The 18245-nt window shown below is 68.9% G+C and carries 14 protein-coding genes and 2 pseudogenes; 8 read left to right on the top strand and 8 right to left on the bottom strand.

The genetic code is table 11. The features are described 5' to 3' along the window. Positions 1-9: 9 nt before the first annotated feature. Positions 10-2694 carry a bifunctional acetate--CoA ligase family protein/GNAT family N-acetyltransferase gene (locus BLQ63_RS14000; protein ID WP_091035699.1) on the bottom strand — a complete coding sequence of 895 codons (2685 nt, stop codon included), beginning with the start codon at positions 2692-2694 and terminating at the stop codon, positions 10-12. A gap of 215 nt (positions 2695-2909) precedes the next feature. On the opposite strand from BLQ63_RS14000, the gene BLQ63_RS13995 reads away from it, so the two are divergent. Further along, positions 2910-3539, top strand: coding sequence for a response regulator transcription factor (locus BLQ63_RS13995; RefSeq protein WP_091035695.1), 630 nt, complete (start codon positions 2910-2912; stop codon positions 3537-3539). A 4-nt stretch (positions 3540-3543) separates the two neighbouring features. Here BLQ63_RS13995 and BLQ63_RS13990 read toward each other — a convergent pair whose 3' ends face one another. Beyond that, entirely contained in the window at positions 3544-4767 is a 1224-nt protein-coding gene (locus BLQ63_RS13990; protein ID WP_091035690.1) for a GAF domain-containing sensor histidine kinase, read from the bottom strand. 147 nt (positions 4768-4914) lie between these two features. Between BLQ63_RS13990 and BLQ63_RS13985 the strand changes: the two genes are divergently transcribed. After that, complete coding sequence (locus tag BLQ63_RS13985) at positions 4915-7293, top strand: phosphoketolase (RefSeq protein ID WP_091036003.1); 2379 nt, start codon at positions 4915-4917, stop codon at positions 7291-7293. A gap of 47 nt (positions 7294-7340) precedes the next feature. Here BLQ63_RS13985 and BLQ63_RS13980 read toward each other — a convergent pair whose 3' ends face one another. Both BLQ63_RS13980 and BLQ63_RS13975 read right to left on the bottom strand, forming a co-directional pair. Then, positions 7341-8339, bottom strand: coding sequence for a 2-hydroxyacid dehydrogenase (locus BLQ63_RS13980; protein ID WP_091035685.1), 999 nt, complete (start codon positions 8337-8339; stop codon positions 7341-7343). Between the two features lie 66 nt (positions 8340-8405). After that, complete coding sequence (locus BLQ63_RS13975; protein ID WP_091035680.1) at positions 8406-8849, bottom strand: universal stress protein; 444 nt, start codon at positions 8847-8849, stop codon at positions 8406-8408. Between BLQ63_RS13975 and BLQ63_RS13970 the strand changes: the two genes are divergently transcribed. The 3 genes and pseudogenes from BLQ63_RS13970 to BLQ63_RS13960 all read left to right on the top strand — a co-directional run bounded on the left by BLQ63_RS13970 (position 8838) and on the right by BLQ63_RS13960 (position 11042). Then, positions 8838-9716 carry a toll/interleukin-1 receptor domain-containing protein gene (locus BLQ63_RS13970; protein WP_091035677.1) on the top strand — a complete coding sequence of 293 codons (879 nt, stop codon included), beginning with the start codon at positions 8838-8840 and terminating at the stop codon, positions 9714-9716. The genes BLQ63_RS13975 and BLQ63_RS13970 overlap by 12 nt on opposite strands. A 79-nt stretch (positions 9717-9795) precedes the next feature. Further along, a pseudogene (locus tag BLQ63_RS29840) lies at positions 9796-10570 on the top strand (IS5 family transposase). 124 nt (positions 10571-10694) lie between these two features. Beyond that, positions 10695-11042, top strand: a complete 348-nt coding sequence (locus BLQ63_RS13960; protein ID WP_143014893.1) for a hypothetical protein — start codon at positions 10695-10697, stop codon at positions 11040-11042. A 67-nt stretch (positions 11043-11109) separates the two neighbouring features. Here BLQ63_RS13960 and BLQ63_RS29835 read toward each other — a convergent pair. From BLQ63_RS29835 to BLQ63_RS13940, 4 genes and pseudogenes are all read right to left on the bottom strand, one after another. Then, positions 11110-11289 (bottom strand): annotated as a pseudogene (locus BLQ63_RS29835) (transposase); the annotation flags it as partial. A 283-nt stretch (positions 11290-11572) separates the two neighbouring features. Further along, the gene (locus tag BLQ63_RS13950) at positions 11573-12370 is read right to left on the bottom strand and encodes a citryl-CoA lyase (protein ID WP_091035664.1); all 798 of its coding nucleotides are present in this window, start codon (positions 12368-12370) and stop codon (positions 11573-11575) included. Then, positions 12367-13554, bottom strand: a complete 1188-nt coding sequence (locus tag BLQ63_RS13945; protein WP_091035660.1) for a CaiB/BaiF CoA transferase family protein — start codon at positions 13552-13554, stop codon at positions 12367-12369. The genes BLQ63_RS13950 and BLQ63_RS13945 overlap by 4 nt, the downstream gene beginning before the upstream one ends. Before the next feature lie 36 nt (positions 13555-13590). Continuing rightward, positions 13591-14379, bottom strand: a complete 789-nt coding sequence (locus tag BLQ63_RS13940) for an IclR family transcriptional regulator (protein ID WP_091035653.1) — start codon at positions 14377-14379, stop codon at positions 13591-13593. A 256-nt stretch (positions 14380-14635) separates the two neighbouring features. On the opposite strand from BLQ63_RS13940, the gene BLQ63_RS13935 reads away from it, so the two are divergent. The 3 genes from BLQ63_RS13935 to BLQ63_RS13925 are packed head-to-tail and all read left to right on the top strand — an operon-like array spanning position 14636 to position 18233. Next, positions 14636-16105: an aldehyde dehydrogenase family protein gene (locus tag BLQ63_RS13935; protein WP_177154935.1), complete on the top strand. Its 1470-nt coding sequence runs from the start codon at positions 14636-14638 to the stop codon at positions 16103-16105. Further along, the gene (locus BLQ63_RS13930; RefSeq protein ID WP_091035644.1) at positions 16102-17862 is read left to right on the top strand and encodes a thiamine pyrophosphate-binding protein; all 1761 of its coding nucleotides are present in this window, start codon (positions 16102-16104) and stop codon (positions 17860-17862) included. Before BLQ63_RS13935 ends, BLQ63_RS13930 begins: the two co-directional genes overlap by 4 nt. Continuing rightward, complete coding sequence (locus BLQ63_RS13925; protein ID WP_091035640.1) at positions 17859-18233, top strand: cupin domain-containing protein; 375 nt, start codon at positions 17859-17861, stop codon at positions 18231-18233. Before BLQ63_RS13930 ends, BLQ63_RS13925 begins: the two co-directional genes overlap by 4 nt. Positions 18234-18245: the final 12 nt, after the last annotated feature.

Below are 18245 nucleotides of genomic sequence, written 5' to 3'. Positions count from 1 at the left end.
AACCTGCTTTCAGCGCAGTCGCCGGGCGACCGGGTCGGGTTCGTCGCCGATCCGGGCCAGCCTGAGTTTCAGATCCACCGCCTGGAGGCCGTAGCGCGCCGGCATGACCGGGTTCAGGTCGAGTTCGGCGATCTCGGGGAGGTCTTCCGCGAGGCGGCCGAGCCGGGCCAGCATGTCGGTGAGGGCGTTCAGGTCGATCGGCTCCGAACCGCGGTAGCCGGTGAGGAGCTTCGCGGTCTTGAGCGAGCGCCACATGGACTCGGTGTCGGTGTCGGTCAGCGGCAGCAGCCGGAACTGCTTGTCGCTCAACAGGTCGGTGGCGGTGCCGCCGAGGCCGAGCATGACGAGCGATCCGAACAGCGGGTCGTGGACGATCCCGGCGGCCAGTTCGAGGCCGGCCTCGACCATCGGCTGGACCACCACCGTGGCGCCCTCGTCCCCTTCGATGGCCTTCGCGACGGCCTCGAAGGCGTCCCGCACCTCATGCGGGTTGCCGAGGCCAAGGTGCACCCCGCCGGACTCGGTCTTGTGGATCAGGCGCGGGTCGTCGGCCTTGACGGTCACCGGGTAGCCCAGGGTGCGGGCGGCGGCGACCGCCTCCCGTTTGGAGGCGACGGGGACCGCGGGCGTCAGCTGGATGTCGTAGCAGCGCAGGATCGCGGCGGTGTCGGCCGCGGTCTGCCAGCCCTCACCGTTCTGGAGCAGGCGGTCGACGATCGCGCGGGCTCCGGCCCGGTCGATGCCGGGCAGGTCGGGCCGCGTGCCGAGCGGGCGGGTCCGCCAGGTGGCGTACGCGGCGGCTCTGCCGAGCGCGGCCACGGCGGATTCGGGGAACGCGAACACGGGGACGCGCCTGGCGCCCAGGGTGGACGGCGGATCGGCCAGGCCCATGACCACCGCTGCGGCGGGCAGTCCGGGCAGGGCGTCGAGCGCGTCGGCGATCGCGTCCAGGTTCCCCTCGACGTCGCTGGTACCGGTGGCGGCGAAGACGGCGACCAGGCTGTCGACCTCGCCGGAGGAGCCGAGCGTCGTGATCGCCTCGCCGAAGGCGTCGGGTCCGGCGGCGGCGCCCAGGTCCGTCGGGTTGTCGGCGCAGGCGGCCCCGGGGACCGCCTCGGCCAGTCGCACCCGGGCGTCGGAGCTGAGCGGCGGGACGTCGAATCCGGTTGCGGCTGCGGCGTCGGCCGCGAGCACTCCCACGCCGCCGGCGTTGCCGACCACGCCGAGGCGGCGGCCCTGCGGCAGCGGCTGGTCGACCAGGACGCGGGCGGTGTCGAGCATCTGCTCCAAGGTGTCGCAGCGGATGACGCCGGCTTGCGCGAAGAGGCTGTCGACGGCGGTGTCCGAGGTGGCCGCGGCGGCGGTGTGCGACAGGCCCGCCCGCCGGCCGCCTTCGCTGCGGCCGCCCTTGACGGCCAGGACCGGCTTGCGGCGGGCCACGGCGCGGGCGACGCGGGCGAACTTGCGCGGGTTTCCGAACGACTCCAGGTAGAGCGCGACGGCCTTGCACTCGGGGTCGTCGTACCAGTAGGCGAGGAGGTCGTTGCCTGACACGTCCGCTTTGTTGCCCAGCGAGACGAACGAGTGGACGCCCAGGCCGGTGCGGGTGGCCTCGGCGAGGGCGGCGATGCCGACGGCTCCCGACTGGGAGGCCATGCCGAGGCCGCCGCGAGTGGGCGGTTCGCACGCGAAGCTGGCCTGGAGGCGCACGGTCCGGTCGGTGTTGACGATGCCGAGGCAGTTGGGCCCCACCAGGCGCATGTCGTGGGCTCGGGCGATGCGCACGAGCTCCTCCTGCGCCGCCGTGTCGCCGATTTCGGCGAACCCGTCCGAGACGACCACGGCCGCGCGCACGCCCGCTTCGCCCGCCTGGCGCAGGACTCCGGCGACCGACCGGGCGGGGACCGCCACGATCACCAGGTCGACCGGCCCCGGGAGCGCGGCCAGTGAGGGTGCGGCGGCCAGCCCGGCCAGCTCTGTCGCTTCGGGGTGGACCGGGTGCACCTGTCCGGCGAAGTCGCCGTCCACGATGGATTTCAGGATCTCGGCTCCGACGCCCTTGCCCGACCTGCTGGCACCGACCACCGCCACTGAGGCGGGATCGAGCAGTGGGCGCAGCGACAGGTGCTCGGCGGCGCGCTCGCGCTTCGCCACGTCCTCGGCGAAGGAGCCGTCGATGTCGGCGGCAAGCACGACATCGAGCACGCCGTCGGCGTAGGGCATTCGGGTTCCCGGGGCCAGGCGCCTGGCGAGCCGCAGCATGCGGTGGTTGCCGCCCAGGACCTGGCCGGACAGCTCCTTCACTCCGGCGGCTGCCGCGATCAGCGCGAGGTGCTCGAGGAGCAGGGTGCCCACGCCGCGGTGCTGGTGGTCGGGGAGGACGAGGACGCCGAACTCGGCGCGGTCGGGCTGCTCGTCGTAGCGCTGGAAGGAGGCGGCACCGAGCATCGCGCCGTCGTCCTCGACGACGAGCGCGGCGCCCTTGCCGGTGCCGTTGAGGGCGGCGAGGCGGCGGGCCTCGATGGCGAGGATGCCGCGTCCGGTCCCGAAGAATCGGTAACGCAGGTCGGCGAGGGTGCAGCCTTCGTGCATGGTGATAAGCGCGTCGAGGTCGCCGTGTTCGACCGGGCGGATGCGGACGATCCTGCCGTCGATGTCGAGCGTGTCGGCGGGCGGGGGCAGGCGGAGGTTCATGTCGGCTCCTTGCGGCGGTGTCGGCGGGCGGGGCCACTCCCCGCTCACGATCCGATCGTCCGCCGCCGTGGCACCCGCCCGACAGAGCCGAACGCCCAGGGGGGCGAGGACATTGGTCCCGCGAGGGGCGTAGGGACGAAGGTCCCTTGCAAAATGGACCTCCGAGGAATGCCCTTGCGGCCGGACGCGCCCATACTCGAAGCATGGATACGGCGATGATCAAGGTGTTCCTGCTGGACGACCACGAAGTGGTCCGGCGAGGGTTGTGCGATCTGCTCGAACGCGACGGCGATGTCACAGTGGTCGGGGAGGCCTCGACGGTGGCCGAGGCGCTGCGCCGAGTGCCCGCGACGCGGCCCGATGTGGTGGTGGTCGATGCCCGGCTGCCCGACGGCGAAGGCATCGAGGTGTGCCGCAAGGTCCGGCAGGCCGACCCTTCAGTCGCGGTTCTCGTTCTCACCTCCTATGAGGACGATGAGGTGTTGTTTCAGGCGATCGAGGCCGGCGCGGCCGGGTTCTTGCTCAAGCAGGTTCGCGGCGACGAACTGGTCGACGCCGTCCGCAAGGTGGCCGCCGGCGACTCCCTGCTGGACTCGCGGGTCACCGGGGCGGTGCTGGAGCGGCTGCGAAAGGGACCGCCGAAGTCGCCCGAACTCGAAATGCTCTCCGATCAGGAGCAGCGCATCCTCGAACTCATCGGCCAGGGCCTGACGAACCGGCAGATCGGTGAGCAGATGCATTTGGCGGAGAAGACGGTCAAGAACTATGTGACCCGGGTGCTGGGCAAACTCAAGTTGGAACGACGCACGCAGGCGGCAGTGCTCGCCTCGCGCCTGTTCGGCTGAGTCGCTAGAGCGGCATCGTCCACTCCAGCCGCGTGCCCGAGGGTTCGGCCCCGCCGAAGGTGAACATCCCGCCGAGAGCCTCGGCACGCGAGGCCAGGTTCGCCAGGCCCCGGCGCGGCGCGGTGGCAGGAATCCCGCAGCCGTCGTCGGTCACCGTCATCGTCAGCACGCCCTGCTCCACTGCGACGGACACCGCCACTCGGGACGCCCCGGAATGCCGGGCGGCGTTGCTCAGCGCCTCGCGCAGCATCGCTATGACCTCGACCCGGACCGCTTCCGGCACCGCACTGTCGACCGGTCCGGTGAACGCCACTTCCGGGTCGAAGCCCAGCTGCTGCCTGACGACGCCGAGGAGACCCCGCACCGTCGCGGACAGGTGCTGTCCGGGGTCCTGGTGCATGCTGAAGATCGCCGCCCGCAAGTCCGCGATCCCGCCGTTGATCTCCTCCACGACCGAGCGGACGCGCTCGGCGGCGATCGGGGGCTCCACCAGGTGCACGACGCTCTGCAGTTGCAGGCCCGAGGCGAACAGCCGCTGGATCACCAGGTCGTGCAGGTCCCGCCCGATCCGATCACGGTCGCGGAAGATGAGCAACCGCTCCCGGTCGGCCTGGGAGGCTTCCAGCTCCCCGTAGAGCCGGGCGTTGTCGATCGCCACCCCGGCTGCGACCGCCAACGCTTTGATGAGGTCCTCGTCGTCTTGGGTGAACTGGACGCCTTCGCGCTTGTCGGTGAGGTAGAGGTTGCCCCAGGCCTTGTCCCGCACCGTGATCGGCACGCCGAGGAAGGTCCGCATCGGCGGATGGCCGGGCGGAAAGCCCACTGAGGCCGGGTGCGCGGCCAGGTCGGGCAACCGCAGCGGCTCGGGCGTGTCGATGATGTGGCCGAGAATCCCCCGCCCGGTAGGCAGGTCGCCGAGGGCGGCGATCTCGGCCTCGCTCATGCCGTGGGTGCGGAATTCGGACAGGCCCCCGGAGTCGTCCAGAACGCCGAGCGCGCCGTAGCGGGCATCGACCAGGGTGCAGGCGGCGGCGACGATGCGGTCGAGGATCGCGGCGAGCTCGAGGTCGGCGCCGATGCCGATGACCGCGTCGAGGAGGCCGCGGAGGCGCTCGCGCCCTGAGATGACCTCGCTCACCCGTGAGGCCAGCTCTTGGAGCAGCTCGTCGATGGGCAGGCTGGACACGGGGGTGAGGCCGTGACGGGGGTAAGGCGGCTTGTCGGCCATACCTTGATCGTAACGACTCCTCTCTGGAACACAAGAGGTCGGACACCGTTGGCCCCTGCGCCAAGGGACTTCGGTCCCTACCCCGAGCGGCCCGCCGACGGCGACGCTGGAATCGATCCGATGAACGACGAATTCGAGGACGCCATCATGGACAAGACCCTCCCCGCGCCGCTGACCGAAGCCCGACTGCGCCAGATCGACGCCTATTGGCGGGCCGCGAACTACCTCACGGTCGGCCAGATCTACCTGCTCGACAACCCGCTGCTGCGCGAGCCGCTGCGCCCCGAGCACGTCAAGCCGCGCCTGCTCGGCCACTGGGGCACCAGCCCGGCCCTCAACCTGGTCTACGCGCACCTCAACCGCTGCATCACCGAGCGCGGCGCCGACATGATCTACGTGACCGGCCCCGGCCACGGCGGGCCCGCACTGCTGGCCAACACCTGGCTGGAGGGCACCTACTCCGAACTCCACCCCTCGATCGGCCGTGACGAGGCCGGCATGGAGCGGCTGTTCCGCCAGTTCTCCTTCCCCGGCGGCGTCCCCAGTCACGTCGCACCCGAGGTCCCCGGTTCCATCCACGAAGGCGGAGAATTGGGCTACGCCCTCATGCACGCCTACGGGGCCGCGTTCGACAACCCCGACCTCACGGTCGCCTGCGTGATCGGCGACGGCGAGGCCGAGACCGGCCCGCTCGCGGCGTCCTGGCTCTCGAACGTGTTCCTCAACCCCGCACGCGACGGCGCGGTCCTGCCGATCCTCAACCTCAACGGCTACAAGATCGCCAACCCCACCGTGCTCGACCGCATCCCCCGCTCCGACCTCATGTCGATGATGCGCGGCTTCGGATACGAACCGCACCTGGTCGAAGGCGACGACCCCGACACCGTCCACCAGCAGCTTGCCGCCGTGCTCGACACCGCGTTCGACCGCATCGCCGCGATCCGGCACGAGGCCCGCTCCGGCGGCGCGGCCGAGCGCCCCCGCTGGCCCATGATCGTGCTGCGCACGCCCAAGGGCTGGACAGGCCCGGCCGAACTGGGCGGCAACCCGGTCGAAGGCACTTGGAGGGCGCACCAGGTGCCGCTTCCGGCCGTCCGCGAGCACCCCGAGCAGCTGCAGGCGCTCGAATCCTGGCTGCGGTCCTACCGGCCCGAGGAGCTGTTCGACGCCACCGGCGCACCGGCCGGCGAACTGCGGGCGTTTGCGCCCCGGGGCGAGCGGCGCATGAGCGCGAACCCGCACGCCAACGGCGGCCTGCTCCTGCGCGACCTCGTCCTGCCGGACTTCCGCGACTACGCCGTCAAGGCGCCCCGTCCCGGCGGTACCGACGCCGAGCCCACCCGAATGCTCGGCGAGTGGGTGCGCGACGTCATCGCGGCGAACCCGGACCGGTTCCGGCTCTTCGGCCCCGACGAGGTCGCCTCCAACCGGCTCGGCGCCGCCTTCGAGGTCACCGACCGCGCCTTCATGGCCCGGACCGAACCCGGCGACGACCACCTCGGACCCGACGGGCGCGTCATGGAGGTCCTGTCGGAGCACCTGTGCCAGGGCTGGCTGGAGGGCTACCTCCTCACCGGACGGCACGGCCTGTTCACCTCCTACGAGGCGTTCATCCACCTGGTCGACTCCATGTTCAACCAGCACGCCAAATGGCTCAAGACGACCAACGGCATCCCGTGGCGGCGCCCGATCGCCTCGCTCAACTACCTCCTGTCCAGCCACGTGTGGCGCCAGGACCACAACGGGTTCTCCCACCAGGATCCGGGCTTCATCGACCACGTCATGAACAAGAAGGCCGAAGTGGTCCGGGTGTACCTGCCGCCGGACGCCAACACACTCCTGTCCACCATGGACCATTGCCTGCGCTCGCGCCAGTACGTCAACGTGGTCGTCGCCGGGAAGCAGCCCGCGCCGAACTGGCTCACCATGGACGAGGCCGTGCGCCACTGCACGCGGGGCCTGGGCATCTGGGACTGGGCGTCCACCGACGGCGGCGCCGAACCGGACGTCGTGCTCGGCTGCGCCGGCGACGTCCCCACTTTGGAGACCGTCGCCGCGGCCGACCTGCTGCGCCGCCACCTGCCGCACCTGAAGGTCCGCGTCGTCAACGTCGTGGACCTCATGCGCCTCCAGCCCGACACCGAGCACCCGCACGGTCTGCCCGACCGCCAGTACGACGCGCTGTTCACCACCGACAAACCCGTGATCTTCGCGTACCACGGCTACCCGTGGCTCATCCACCGCCTCACCTACCGCCGGGCGGGCCACGCGAACCTCCACGTCCGCGGATATAAGGAGGAGGGCACCACGACCACCCCGTTCGACATGGTCATGCTCAACGACCTCGACCGGTTCACCCTCGTCGTCGACGTCATCGACCGGGTGCCGGGCCTCGGTCAGGCCGCCGCGGGCCTGCGCCAGGAGATGGTCGACGCCCGCCTGGCCGCCCGCGAGTACACCCGCACCCACGGCGTCGACCACCCGGCCATTGCCGACTGGCGGCCCGGGAAGCCACTGGTTCTGTAAGGAAGCGGAAGGGGCGGACCGAAAACGGGTCCGCCCCTTCGCCGTGCTCAGTTCGCTTCGACCGACACAGGATGGAGTCCCTCGCCGCCGGCGGCGAAGGCAGCCAGGTTCCCGATCGTCGTCGCCGCGATCGCCTCGATGGCCTCGGCGGTGAAGAACGCCTGATGGCCGGTGATGAGCACGTTCGGGAACGCGCTGAGCCGGTCGAACAGGTCGTCCCCGATCAGCTGGTCCGACAGGTCTTCGAAGAACAGCTCGGCCTCCTCCTCGTATACGTCCAGACCCAGGTATCCGATCCGACCCGACTTGAGCCCCTCGATCACCGCGGCCGTCTCCACCAGCGCCCCGCGGCTGGTGTTCACCAGCATCACGCCCGGCCGCATCAGAGCGATGCGCTCGCAGTCGATCAGGTGGTGCGTCTCCGGTGTGAGCGGGCAGTGCAGCGAGACGATGTCCGAGGCCGCGAGGAGCTCCTCTATCGACACGTACACTGCGCCGGCCGCGACGGCGGCCTCGCTCGGATACGGATCGTAGGCGAGGACGCGGCAGCCGAACCCGGCCATGATCCGGACGAAGCACTGCCCGATCTTTCCGGTCCCGACCACACCGACGGTCCGCCCGTGCAGGTCGAATCCGAGCAGCCCGCTCAAGGAGAAGTTGTGCTCCCGCACCCTGTTGTAGGCCCGGTGCGTCTTCCGGTTCAGCGCCAAGACCAGCGCCGCGCAGTGCTCGGCGACCGCGTACGGCGAATAATCGGGGACGCGCGCCACCGCGATCCCCAATTCAGCCGCCACGCGCAGATCGACGTGGTTGAACCCGGCCGAGCGGAGTGCGACGAACCGGACCCCGCGAGAGGCCAGCGCCGCGAGCGTCGCGGCGCCCAAATCGTCGTTGACGAACGCGCACACCGCTTCGCAGCCCTCGGCTAGTGCTGCGGTGTCGTGGTTCAGGCGCGGCTCCAAGAGCACCAGCTCGTGCGCGCCTCCGTTCGCCTTTTGCAGGGACGCCTCGTCGTAGGGCTTGGTGCTGAACACGGCCACTCGCATGATGTAACTCCATTCCAGAAGACACGAAAGCGGGGCGGCCGATGCCGCCCCGGGGTGAAGCACTGGTCATTCCGCGTTGCGGATGATCAGTACCGGGCAGGGTGCGTGGTGGACGCAGTACTGGCTCACCGAGCCGATGATCGCTCCGACGAACCCGCCGTGCCCGCGGCTGCCGACCACGAGAAGCTCGGCGTCCTTGGACTGGTCGATGAGCGCGGGCGCGGGGTGTCCTTCGGCGACATGGCGCTCCACTCGCACCCGCGGCCGCTCGGCCGCGATCTCGTCCACGGTCGTGTTCAGCTCGCGTCTCGCGCGGGCGGCGTACTGCGTCGCGGTCACCACCATCGCGCCGGATCCAGAGTCGAACGGCATCCGCCACGCTTGCACCGCGGTCACCGATGCTCCGGTCGCCTCGGCGTACCGCAACGCCCACTCCAGGGCTCGACGCGACGGCTTCGACCCGTCGACGCCCACGACGACCTTGCCGGCGTTCCATGTTTGTTCGGACATCTCGACCTCCTCTTTCGCTCTGATCTCAGTCTCGTCGGCAGAGGATTCGACGATCAGAGGCGAAAGTCCCAAAGGAATGGCCCACAAGTCCGCCTGCTTAAGCGCTGGTCCCGGCATGCTCTCGAGCAGAATGAAGCACGGCTCCTATGCGACGGTGCGAACCTGAATCCGTCTGCGAAACAGTCGCAGAGGGACCGTTGCGCGAGTACAGAGCAGTCATGGGACTTTCGCCCGGGTAGCAACTTCATGCTCGAGATACAAAAGGCATTGCAGTCGTCGGACCGGCTGATCGCAGTGCTCTCCCCCGACTACCTGGCAGCAGGTTTCCCGCAGCCGGAGTGGGCTGCGATGTTCGCTGAGGATGCGAAGGGGGAAACCAAACGGCTTGTCCCAGTTATGGTCCGGCAGTGCGAACCAGAGGGCCCGCTCGGCCCCATCGTGCAGATACGAATCCAAGGCTTGGAAAGCGCGGACGCAACGCAAAAGCTCCTCGCCGGAGTATCGGCGTACCGTGCCAGGCCGACCACGCCTCCCATGTTCCCGGGCCCTGTCTGCCTCATACCCGGTGCCACGGGCAATGAACCGACTGCTCCGGCTGAGCGACTCATCTGGCGCAGACTGCCCTTCCCACCGGAGGTGCACTGGCGCAACGAGCTGGACAACCGACTGCCGAACCAAGGCGGGCATGAATCCGTCGAACTACACCTCGTTCCCGACGGGGATGACGCCCGCTCGCAAGTGAGTGAGCTGACTGACCTCAAGACAGCACTCCCCGAGCATGTCCGCAGGCATGGCGTCTTCTCCGCGACAGGGGCCCTCGAAGTGCTAGTCGACGGCACCAAGAACTGGTTTCTAGTTGCTGGGTGATCAGACTGGTTGTGCGGTGTGAGGTTTCGGGTTTCCTCGTTGAACGGGTGTGGCGAAACCTTGAGAGACCGACGACCGTTTGTGGGCTCTGACCGAGTCGCTGCTGCCGATCCACCGGCCTGGAAAGCGCGGCCCGGTTCCGCTCGATGACCGGAAGTGCTTGCAGGGCATCCTGCTCGTGCTCTACACCGGGATCAACTGGAAGCATCTGTCGGCCGAGCTCGGATTCGGCTCTGGCATCACCTGTTGGCGACGGTTCCGCCGCCGGTGCGAGGCAGGCGTCTGGGACGGCCTCCACCGGCTCCTGCTGTCCGATTTGCACGCCCTTGGTGAGATCGACTGGTCCGCCGCCTGTCTCGACGGATCGCATGTCAGGGCCAAAAAAGGAGGGAAGGAACAGGGCTCTCGCCGGTAGACCGCGGCCGTCCCGGATCCAAACGCCACATCGCCTGCGACAGCAAGGGCCTCCCGCTCGCGATCATCACCACCGCAGGGAACACATGCCCGACATCAAGGCCGCCCAGGACCTGGTCGAAGCTATCCCACTCGTTGCGGGCCGGGTCGGACGCCCACGACGCAGACCCGGGGTGATCCTGGCCGACGGCGGCTACAACTCGCGAGCCTTCCGCGACTGGCTGCAGCACAGGCGGATCGAGCCGATCATCCCGCAGCGCGGCCGTAAGAAGATCATCGGACTCGGCAAGATCCGCTGGGTGGTCGAGCAGGCCATCGCCCACCTCCACCAGTGCAAGCGCCTCGCCGTCCGTTGGGACCGATGCCAGTCCATGCACCAGGGGTTCGTCAAGCTCGCAGCTGCCGATTCGCTGCAGAGCATGGGTGGCGCTTGTATGTGACCGATGACGTGATGTCGGATCACGCCCGCCGGGGAAGGCCGCGAGGGGTCGGTCGAGGAGAGCCGGGTGGTCGGTCGGGACCGGTCCCCCGGCTCGTTCATATCCTTCGACTAGACCATGTGCAATGAGATCGGAGGTCTCGATGATGACTCGCAGGGTAGTGATCGGACTCCTGATAGTCCTCGGGCTCGGCCTGATACAGACGCATAGCGCGTTCCCGCATGAGACCACCACGTGGACGTGGGAGGGCCAGGAGGTGCTCGCAACCGATATCTGCAGGACTGAGTACATCGTTCACTCGGAGGAAGGCATCCAGCAGGGCGGCGCGACCGAGGTGCGTTGCGAAGAAGTCGCAACTCCGCACACGGAGCAGCACGGTTGGAACATCGAAGCGCTCGCTCTCGGACTCCTCATCGCAGGTGGCGCGCTCGCTGGCCTCTTCGTCATCTGGGCAAGGTCGCGTCGCTTTTAGGGCAAATACCTCAGTGCCTGTCCCGCGGATTGAGCGATTGAGGTCAGTCCCGACGCGAGGCTGTGACGAACCCGAGTTCGGGCGGCAGATGCTTCCAGGTGACACCGGTGTAGAGCACGAACAGGACACCCTGCAAGCATCTTCGGCTGTCAGGGGAAATCGAGCCGCGCTTCCCAAACCGGCGGACCGGGAACAACGCCTCGATACGGACCCATAGTTCATCGTCAATCTCCCAGGGTTTCGTCAAGTCCGTTCAACGAACCGATCCGAAACCCTCAGTCAGACAACCAATCCGATCGTCGCAGAACTTGAAACCAGTTTTTAAGTTCCGCCTTCAAAGCCTCAAAGAACGCCATGGCTCCCTGGTGGATGCATACTGCAAGATACAATATTTTCGCAGTTCAGACGCACTATCTGCTTCCGTACAGTGTGGGTTCGAATCCCACCCGGGCTACTCAAACGGGGTTATAGCTCTACTATCAGGGCGAAATAGACATCAAAGGCGTGGCACGAACAGGTGTCACGTCTACTCACACGACCCGGTTCAGAAACGTGGGTAGGATCTCTCGCGGCAGGGGGCCCTTGTTCCGCTGGCCGCCCTGGACTTCCTCCCATGTGTGGGCGAGGATGCCGACGCTGCGGCTGAGCACGAACAGTCCTCTTGCGAGCGGCGCGGCGAAGCCGAGTTCGGCATAGACCACTGCCGTCGCGCCGTCGACGTTCATTGGAACCGGCTTCGTTCGATACCCTGCGAGCGCCGCTTCCAATGCCAGGGCCGCGCGAAGGTGGCGGCCCGGTACGGTGCCTTCGCGAACCGCTCGTTCGACAAGGGATATCAGCGGGTCCCTGCGCGGGTCGCGCTCGTGGAAACGGTGGCCGAATCCGGGCAGGTAGCTCGGCCCGGCGGCGATCGCCGCGTCGACGGCGTCGGGCAGCGACAAGCCACTGCCTTCACGTTCGAGGATGTCGTCGAGGAGTTCGACGCACTGCTCCCCGGCTCCGCCGTGGACGTCACCGAGTGTGTTGACCGCGCTGGCGACGGCATTGTTGAGGTCGATGCCGCATGTGGCGGCAATGCGGGCGACGGCGATCGAGGGCGCCTGCGGACCGTGGTCGACCGCCGCGACGAGGGCCGCCTCCAACAGCGTCGACTGCGCCGGAGAGGGGAGGTCACCGCGGACCATCAGCCAGATCATCGAGGGGAAGTTGACGGTGCCGATCAATTCCTGGATCGGATGGCCGCGCAGTTCGATGACGTCAGGTTCGATGCGAGAGATGCCGGTGGCCCACCAGTCGGCGACGGCCCCGGTGGGGTCGATGTCGTTCATGTGGCCTCCGGTCGCGCATCGCGGACGAGTGCGGCGTTCCAGTGCTCGTGGTTCTGTTCTCCCAGCAGCGGGGGCGGAGTCGCCGGACGCAGCGGCTCGCCGTCGTGCAGGACCCCCGTGCCGGTCACCCGCAACGTCCGGTCGGAGCCGTCGGGGAAGGGGAGGTCGGTGAAGAAGCCGCGGTGGCGCAGCTGGTCGAGTCCGACCATCTGGGGGACGGTCGTGATGCGGGCGGCGGGCACGCCGGCGGCGTTGAGCAGGTCCTCCCACTCTCCCGCGCTCTTGGCACCGAGGGCACGGTCGAGTTCGCGGTTGAGTTCGTCCCGGTGGGCCTTGCGCTGCTCTCGGTCGGTGAAGCGCGGGTCGGTGAGGAGATCGAGGCGTCCCACGACCGCGCAGAGCGCCTCGAACTGCTGCTGCCGGTTCGCGGCGATGTTGAGGTGGCCGTCGGCCGCGTTAAAGGTGCCCGACGGGGCGGACGTGGCGTTCTGCGTGCCCATGGGCCGCGGTTCGACCCCGCACACCAGGTAGTTCGAGACGGCCCAGCCCATCGCCGACACCGCCGACTCCAGCATGGACACATCGAGGAAGGTCCCCTCGCCCGTGCGGGAGCGCCCGGCCACGGCCGCGGCGATGTGCAAGGCGGCGACGAGGCCTCCGATGGTGTCGCAGACGGGGAAACCCACGCGAAGCGGAGCGGTCTCCGCGGTCCCGGTGACGCTCATCATGCCGGAGAGACCCTGGATGATCTGGTCGTATGCGGGAGCCCCGCTCATGGGGCCGGTCTGCCCGAAGCCGGAGATGGCGCAGTAGACGAGGCGGGGATTGGTCTCCCGCAGGCGTTCCCAGCCGTAGCCGAGGCGATCCATCACGCCGGCACGGAAGTTCTCGAGCAGCACATCGGCGTCGGCGACGAGGCCCTCGAAGCGGTCGCGGCCAGCGTCGTCCTTGAGGTTGATCTCGACGGACCGCTTACCCGCATTCTGGGCGAGGAAGGAAGCACCGAGGCCCCGGCGGTTCAGGTCGGGGTCCGGACCGAGCTGTCGGGCCAGATCACCCTGCCCGGGCACCTCCACCTTGACGACCTCCGCGCCCAGGAGCATCAACTGGTAGCTGCAATAGGGTCCGGCCAGAACGTTGGTCAGGTCCAGCACCCGTACACCGCTGAGCGGTCCCTCGGACATCCGGTCACTCCTTCCGCGGGGCGGCGGGCGCCCGCTTCATCGAACGGGGACGAGCGGGTGCTCGAAGCCCCGCTCGGAGATCTCCTTGGCGACGTGGCGCAGGTCCGCGGCGAACCGCTCCACCACGTCGTCGGGGAAGCGGACGCTCGGACCGCTCAGGGAGAGCGCGGCCACCACGCCACCGGTCCGGCCGAAGACGGGAACGGCGACCGCCGAGAGGCCCGCTTCGCGTTCGCCGTGGCTTGCCGCCCAACCCCGGTGCTCGGCTTCGCCGATCCATTGCCGGAGCTTCCCGACGTGCCCTTCCCCATAGGGGGAACTGATCGCGATCCGCCGCAGGAGCGCTTCGGGCGCGTCGCGCAGGAGGACCTTCGACGCCGCGCCGGCCCACAGCGGCAGCTCGTCCCCGACGTGTACGACGTGGCGCAGCGGCTGCGGACTCTCCTGCTGGGCCACGCAGACCCGGTAGACGTCGCGGACCATGTAGAGGTTCACGGTCTCGCGCCGACGCGCGCCCAGCTCCCGCATGTGCTGGCGCGTCTCGGGCGGCAGCTCCCAGCTGCTGCGCGCCAGATGCGCCCAGCGCCACAACCCGGGGCCGGGGAGGTAGCCGTTGGGAGCCGACCACAGGAGGCCGTTCCGTTCCAGGGTCTGGACCAGGCGGATCACCGTGGTCTTCGCGAGCCCGGTGGCCTCGACGATGTCCCTGATGGAGACGACCGGCTTCTCCTCGGTCAGCAGCGACATGATCTCGACGGCGCGCTCGACGCTGCGGACACCCTGGACGTCGGACGGGGCGTCGGCTTCCGACGAATTGGCGGACATGGGCACGCTCCGGTCTGCGATCGGTCTTCGGTCCACGGCGGACCCCGCGAAAGCGGGTGGCCGCGAGCGGCGGATGACAATCGGAACTGTACACCGAGTCCGCAGAGCGGTCCAGTAGGACTGCCAGTCGGTATTTATCGAGACCGATCGATGCAGAGTCTTGCCAAGACCGAACGTGAGCCCTAATCTGATTCTAGTCCGCAGTACGGTTCGATAAAACCGCTAGACGGTCGAGAGGCAGAATATGCTGACAGCGATGCTCGCCGCCGAATCCGAGGCCAGGGTCATTCCGGCGCCCCACTACGTCGGCGGCCGCTGGCTCGAAGACGGTCCGCACCGCGACAGGATCGGACCATTCGTGAAACAGCCCGTGAGCCGCTCCCCCGTAGCGGGACCGACCGATGTGACGGCGGTCCGGTCGCGCCTCAGCGCCTATGCCGGGGAGACGAGGCGATCGGCCCCGTCCAGTAGAGCCCAGGTGCTGGAACGGGCATCGGCACTGGCCCTGGAGCACCGGGACGCCATGGCGCGGATACTCGCGCTGGAACTGGGCAAGCCGGTCAAGGACGGACGCGGCGAGATCGAGCGCGTCGCGGACACCTTCGCCGTATGCGCGGCCGAAGCCCGGCAGATCGGCGGCGAGACGCTGCCGGTCGCCGGATGGGCCCGCGGCGTCGGGAACACCGCGTTCACCTACCGCGCTCCGGTCGGGGTCGCGCTGGCCGTCACTCCTTTCAACGCTCCGGCGAACCTCTTGGCGCACAAGCTAGGCGCCTCGTTCGCAGCGGGCAACACCACCGTCGTCAAAGCGCCGCCGCAGGCTCCCGCCTCCACTGCCGCGGTCGTGGCACTGCTACTGGAGGCCGGGATGCCGACCGAGGCCGTGCAACTGCTGCACGGCGACGGACAGGTGGGCGCCGAACTGTGCGCCGCTCCGGAGATCGGTGTCATCAGCTTCACGGGCAGCGCCGCGACCGGGGACGCCGTGGCCCGGGCGGCCGGCGCCAAACGCCTGGTCCTGGAACTGGGCGGGAACGCGGCTACCATCGTCTGCGACGACGCCGACGTGGCGGCGGCAGCCCGGGTGTGCGCCCGAACAGGGTTCAGCAACTCGGGTCAGAGCTGCATCTCGGTGCAGCGGGTGTACGTGCATCGGTCCCGCTTCGGGGAGTTCCTGGACGCGTTCACCGCTGAAGTGGCCGCGCTCTCGGTAGGGGATCCTCTCGACCCTGGCACCGACGTCGGCTCCATGGTCGATGAGGACGCCGCCGAGCGGGTGGTGCAGTGGAGCGCCGAGGCCGTCGCAGCCGGAGCCCGGCTGCTGCTCGGGGGTGAGCGCGACGGCGCCACGGCGATGCCGACGGTCCTGGCCGAACCGCCCGACTCCGCGGCGGTCGTGGTCGAAGAGGTCTTCGGCGCTCTGGTCGCGGTCATGCCGTTCGACGACTTCACTGAGGTCCTCGAGCGGTGTAACCGGAGCCGGTACGGGCTCCAGGCGGGCCTGTTCACCCGCGACGTCGACCGCGTCTTCACCGCCTGGCGCGATCTGGAGGTCGGCGGACTCGTGGTCAACGGCTCCTCGAACTTCAGGCTCGACCACGTCCCGTTCGGCGGTGTCAAGGACTCCGGGTTCGGGCGGGAGAGCCCGAGATCCATGATTGAGGACTACACGGTGATCAAAACCCTCATGATGCGCGGGACCTCCCTGTGGGGAGAACGCGCATGAGCTCGGGCGAGAAGGTCAGCGCCGCCGAAGCACTGGTGCGCCAGTTGGAGGACTACGGCGTCGAGTTCATCTTCGGCACATGCGGCCACACCAACATCGCACTGCTGGACGCGTTGGGCCGCAGCCCGATCGAGTTCGTGATCGCCCGCCACGAGCAGGCGGCGGCGCACGCCGCTGACGGTTACGCCCGCGCCTCAGGGCGACCGGGGGTCCTGCTCACCCACGTCGGACCCGGCATGATGAACGCCGTGACCGGCGTCGCGACCGCCGCGATGGACTCCGTTCCGCTGGTCGCGATCGCTGGTGACGTGCCGTCGTACTATCACGGCCGCCACCCCCACCAAGAGGTCAACCTGCACGCCGACGCCGACCAGGCGGCTGTCTTCACGCCCTTCGTCAAGCGGACGTGGCGCCTCCACCGCGCCGAGGACCTGGGCCGGTTCACCGAGCGGGCCTTCTGGACCGCGGCCTCCGGCAGGCCCGGGGCCGTTCTGGTGAACGTCCCCATGGACCTCTTCTCCCGCAAGGTCGCCCCCTGCGACCATCCGCTCCCCGCCGAGACCGCCGTCCCCGGGCTGCCGGAGGCGACGGCTCGGCGGATCGCGGCCCGGCTCACCGAAGCCGAACGGCCGCTGGTCTACCTCGGCGGCGGACTGCGCGGCGAGGCGGGCCGCCGGGCGGTGCTCTCGCTGACGGAGTATCTCGACATGCCGATGGTCCACTCGCTCATGGCGAAAGGGGCGGTCCCCGACGACCATCCGCTCCTGCTGGGCATGCCGGGGTTCTGGGGTATGGAGTCCACCAACGACTACACGCGCAGCGCGGACGTGGTCCTGGCCCTGGCCACGCGCTTCGCCGAGACCGACGCGAGCTCATGGGACCCGCGCTACACCTGGAACCTGGAGCACGAGGGCGACCTGATCCAAATCGACATCGACTCCGCAGAGATCGGCCGCAACTTCCCGGTGGCGATCGGCGCGGTCGCCGACGTCGTCCTCGCGGTCGAAGCGATCGACAAGACGGTCCGCGAAATCGCCCCCGAGCCCGTCCGGCGCCCCGGCGTTCGCGAGTCGATCAGAAAGGAACGCACGGCGCTGTTCGACGCCAGCCGGGAGCGCGGCCGCGCCGACGACTTCCCGCTCCGGCCCGAGCGCATCCTGACCGACCTCCGCGAGACCCTGCCCGCGGACGCCGTTCTGGTCACGGACGTCGGATGGAACAAGAACGGCGTCGCGCGCTGCTACGAACTTCCCGCGGAGGGCCGCTTCATCACCCCCGGCGGGGCCTCGACGATGGGGTTCGGACCCGCTGCCGCCGTAGGCGTCCAGATCGCCCGGCCGGATCGCGCGGTGGTCGCCCTCGTCGGCGACGGCGGCATGAGCTCCCAGCTGCCGGCGCTTCCCATGGCCGTCGAACGGGGCCTGCCGGTGGTCTTCGTCGTGATGAACAACCGCGCTCACGGCACCATCGCCGACTTGCAGGCGGCCAACTTCGGAGCGTCCTACGGGTGCGAGTTCCAAGACCCGGACGGCGAGCCGTACAGCCCCGACTTCGCCGCGCTCGCCGAGGCATGCGGAGCCGACGGCTACCGCATCGCCCGCGCCGGGGACCTGGTTCCGGCGATCGCCGCCGCACTGGAGCGCCGCCGTCCCGCGGTCCTGGACGTGCCCATGGTGAACGAGCCGGTGCCCACACCTGGCCATTGGAACATCACCGACATCTATCAAGGCGTCTTCCCCGAGGAGGAAGCAGCATGATCCAGATCATCGACCCCTTCGCAGCATCCCAGCCGATCTGGCTGGGCCTCGACCAGGCGGGCTTCCGCCGCAAGGTCTTCAAGGTCGCCGACGAGGCCCTCAACGGCAGCGAGTTCCTCGTCAGCGGTCTCACCATCTTCGAGCCGGGAGAGTCCAGCTCCCTTCACAACCACCCCGAATCCGAAGAGGTCGACTTCATCGTCCGCGGGCACGGCGAAGTGGTGTCGGAGGACGGCGGACGCACTCCGTTCGCGACGAACACCTTCATGTTCATCCCGAAGGGAGTCATGCACCAGCACGTCAACACCGGCCGCGAACCGCTCTGGCTGGTCTTCGTGTACGGCCCGCACGGCGAACTCCCCACCACCTGACCGATCGGCCGA

This window comes from Glycomyces harbinensis, assembly GCF_900101745.1.
Taxonomy (GTDB): Bacteria; Actinomycetota; Actinomycetes; order Mycobacteriales; family Micromonosporaceae; genus Glycomyces; species Glycomyces harbinensis.
This window is presented reverse-complemented; position numbering and strand designations above follow the sequence as displayed.